This is a genomic window from Oleiphilus sp. HI0067 (genome assembly GCF_001635735.1).
Genome location: NZ_LWFI01000509.1, coordinates 1 through 709 on the forward strand (window position 1 = coordinate 1; position 709 = coordinate 709).

Below are 709 nucleotides of genomic sequence, written 5' to 3' on the forward strand. Positions count from 1 at the left end.
TTCAAGATCATCGTTCTTCAGGCTCGCATATCCATGCAGTGTCACAAGATCAAAATCGAGCTTTTCTTCTGCAGCAAGACTCCTGAAAAATGCCATGCTAAGAAGGTCTGTCATGCCATCTTGTGCCCTGGTCACACCAAAAGACAAATAGTGCTCCTGTGCTTTTGGGAATAACTCAGCTTTCTTGCCTTGAAACTCTTCGATAGCCTTGCCTGCAAAATAGTACATTGATATTTCTTGAACGAGGCCAGTCGGCGTTTTGCCATCGTCGAAGCAAATAATTCTTCCACCAATCGGATCTCTCGTATTCTCATCGATACCACCTTGTGCCAATGCCACAGAATTGGCCACACCCATATGACCACTCACATGCTGGAGATACACCGGATTATTCGGAAATGCTTTATCTAGCTCTATCTTGGTGATGTGCTTGCCTTCAGCTAGTTGGGTTTCGTCATAGCCCCATGCAAATATCCACTCGCTCAGCTTAATACCGAATGCATCGCGGTAGTTTTCTAAGGCGACAATGATGTCTGAGAAATTAGTGACCGTTCCTGCCGGAGGTGGCGCCACGTTGGCTTGCCCTATCGCACTAATCATCATTCCAAAATGACTATGAGGATCAATAAACCCAGGAAGCAAAAGCTTTCCTTTCAGGTCTCGTGAACTGGCCTCGGGAAAGTTTGTCTTTGCTTGCTCAAGATCCCCT

The 709-nt window shown here is 46.1% G+C and carries 1 protein-coding gene; it reads right to left on the reverse strand.

Going from position 1 to position 709, the window contains the following annotated elements; all coding sequences use genetic code 11:
• Positions 1 to 657 (reverse strand): amidohydrolase family protein (locus tag A3739_RS06030; RefSeq protein ID WP_255376768.1); only part of this gene is annotated, 657 nt, incomplete at its 3' end.
• Positions 658 to 709 lie beyond the last annotated feature (52 nt).